The 3046-nt window shown below is 53.0% G+C and carries 3 protein-coding genes; all 3 read right to left on the minus strand.

The window, feature by feature from the left end:
• Positions 1-130 precede the first annotated feature (130 nt).
• Complete coding sequence (locus HMPREF1546_RS00035; RefSeq protein WP_021751336.1) at positions 131-745, minus strand: hypothetical protein; 615 nt, start codon at positions 743-745, stop codon at positions 131-133.
• A 299-nt stretch (positions 746-1044) separates the two neighbouring features.
• On the minus strand, positions 1045-2712 hold the full coding sequence (locus HMPREF1546_RS00040; RefSeq protein WP_021751334.1) for a sodium:solute symporter family protein: 1668 nt from the start codon (positions 2710-2712) through the stop codon (positions 1045-1047).
• A 25-nt stretch (positions 2713-2737) separates the two neighbouring features.
• On the minus strand, positions 2738-2956 hold the full coding sequence (locus tag HMPREF1546_RS00045) for a hypothetical protein (protein ID WP_021751333.1): 219 nt from the start codon (positions 2954-2956) through the stop codon (positions 2738-2740).
• Positions 2957-3046 lie beyond the last annotated feature (90 nt).

Genomic DNA, 3046 nt, shown 5'->3' on the forward strand with positions numbered 1-3046 from the left:
TTGTGGTTATAGATAAACTCCCAAAAGCCCTTCAAATAATTACAGAGAGAATCCGCGTCCGCGATTTGAATCCCGCGCACCGCCTTCTCCTGCTCATGGAGTTCTCTGGATAATTCAAAACAGACCATGCTCATTTCGCAGTCTCCTCTCCCGCTGCAAGCTCCGGAACGGAAGCTTCTTTTTCAAGTCCCTCATAGAATTCCAGAATCGTTTTGCAGAAGGGGCGGGTGTTTGCTGTGCGGCGCCGGATCGCTTCCTGCCCATTGACCACAAATTCGCTGACGATACACCAGCGCCCCTCCACCTTGTTGACATAGCACTCACACAGGCAGTAAGAACTATCTTCATCAAACGTAGAGCCATCGCCCAGACCGCCCATAGTGGCTCCCGCTCTTGAAAATGTTCCGGAGTTGCTAGTGATCTGCCCGAAGTGATAGCCCTGTTCAGCATCACCTACGGCGTAGATCTCCTTAAAATTGCATTTTTTATTGGGATAGGCGGAAAAAGTGGGGAGGGTTTCTACTTCCAGGGCATCCTTTCCTCCCACCCAGGTGCCCACGCCCTCCAGATGGGTGACAGTCTGGTCGCAGTAGTAATCGTAGCAAAGGCCTGCCTGATGGAATTCCCAGATCAGTCTGGTATAGACCTCGAACTGCTTTGCCACTTCCTGCGGTGTTTCCAATTTGCAATTGTAGTAAAAATTTTCCAGTGCTCTTCTCTCAGCTAGGACTTCCTTTCGTCCCATAGACGTTTCCTCCTTTTCTCTGATGCTCCTGCATTTCTTTTACCGGCATTTGCATGTCTATCCTTCTCATAAAGTTGAGAGAGCTGCGGGAGCCGTCTCTAAAAAACAACTGCGGCGGATCACCACCGAATCGGATACCGTCCAAAAATTTTTCCAATACCCGCAATGGCTACCGCCGCCAGTTGTTTAACGACCCGAGACTAACCGATAAATTCGAATCTTACTGTTCGGAATCGCTCGGATATTTCGTTGAATACGCAGCTTTGATAAAGTACGCTCTTCTGCATTTGAAAGTATATTTACTTAGCTGCTTTCGTACCCATGTTCTCACGAATCCAGGCGGACACGCGGCCGCGGACAAAGAAGTCTTCAAACACACCCTGCTGGGCAGCGTGCGCTTTGTAGTACTTGTCCTGCGTGGCCAGAGAGACCACGATCATCACCACGATGCCGACAGCGATGGCGGGGAAGCCCAGGAAGAAGCCGCCCCACACATAGCGGACACCGGAGGCATACAGGCCCAGGTACACAGCCTCGGCCGTCACCATGCTGGCGATGGCACCCTGGGGAGTGGCCTTCTTCCAGAAGAGGCCCGCAGCAACGGTCGGGACCACCAGGGACATGCCGTTGGTCGCCATGTCGGTGAGCAGGGTAAGCAGAGGCAGATCCGTCAGGCTGAAGCAGAAGGCGATGACGCCCAGGACCACCACGATGATGCGGGTCATGCGCACTTCCTTCTTGGCATCCCGCTGCACACGGGTATCAATGGTCGCCAGGGTCTCGCCGCCATCTGCGCCGATGGTGGGCTCATGGTTCTTCAGTTTTACCATGTTGGTGATCAGGTCATTGGACACGAGACCGGACAGAGAGATCAGCGTGGAGTCCAGGGTGCCCAGAGCGGCGGCCAGAATGAAGGTGCACACCAGGCCCAGCATAAGGGGGCTGCCGGCCATAGAGCACAGCTCCAGAATGCCGGCTTCCGGGTCGCTCACCATGTAGCCCTTTGCAACGGCACCCAACACCACGACACCGAAGATGGCGTAGATAGACAACCAGATGCCGGAGGCAGAGGTAGCCAGAGAGGACTTCTTGACCTCACGCACATCTTTTGCCAAGCAGATGCTCATGAAGTTAGAGGGGTAGACCAGCATAACAATCGTACCCAGAACGATGTTGGAGATCCAATAGGGTAAATTGTAGTTTCCAGAGTTTGCCAGGACAAAAATGGACTCCTGGGTCTGGCCGGCATACAGCATCTGGGCGGCAGTGTCGGCGGACTGGAACATATCCACGAAGCTGCCGTTAAAGAAGAAGTTGACCAGATACCCCAGCACCACCAGGGAGCCACCCAACATCACGCAGGCAGAGAAGCTGTCCACCATGGACACGGAGTGAACGCCGCCGGTGGCAACATACAGGATGATGATCGCGAAAGCGATGGCGGAACCAATTTCAGTAGCGATTGCGCCGCCAGAAGCCAGGTTCACCGCTAGGCCCAGGGTACGGATCTCAGTGATCAGCCAGATGATGTTGAAGCACACGATAATCAGGGAGACGAAGAATTTCACCCAGCGGTTCTGATAGCGCAGCTCCATGATATCCGGCAGCGTGGAGAGGCGGTACTTTTTGGCAATCGGCCACACTTTTTCGCTGAGGAAGAACATGACCATACCGGTTGCGGAACAGACAATCACAGAGCCCAGACCGGCCACGCCGAAGTTATAGAAGAAACCGACCCGGCCGGTGAACGTCGTGCCGGAGTAGAAGGTAACGATTGTGATGAGGAATACGATCACAGCATTGCGGGACTTGCCAGCGGTCATGTAATCCTCGAACGTCTGATTCTTCTTCCGCTCACGTGCCATCTTGGAGAAGCCCTGATACCAGGCCATCACCATAACGACAGCGATATAGACCAACATCATAATAAAGGGGATCGGGCTTTTAATCAGCTGAACATTTTCCATTCGTCTCTCCTCCTGCTATATCGTGTCAATCGTCAAATGTCTTGTCATTACGCTCATACCAGTAGAGGAACAGCGTCAATAAAACCAGCAGCGCACTGACACACCAGCAGCCGACGAAGAAGTAGGGGATGCCGAACAGGTACCCTTCCTTGTTCCAAATTCCCATCAGAGGAGGGATGATGCCGCTGCCGATCAGGTAGATAAACAGCAGCAACGGGATGATGATCTTACGCATAGTGCTCATTGCGAGGGCTCCTTTCTAATTTTGATTTAAGATTTTGAAAAATCCTGAAAACTCACCCAAGAACCCGCTTGTATGCGGCGTTGCTGCGGA

It is taken from the genome of Oscillibacter sp. KLE 1745, assembly GCF_000469445.2.
In the GTDB taxonomy this organism is placed as follows: Bacteria; Bacillota; Clostridia; order Oscillospirales; family Oscillospiraceae; genus Oscillibacter; species Oscillibacter welbionis.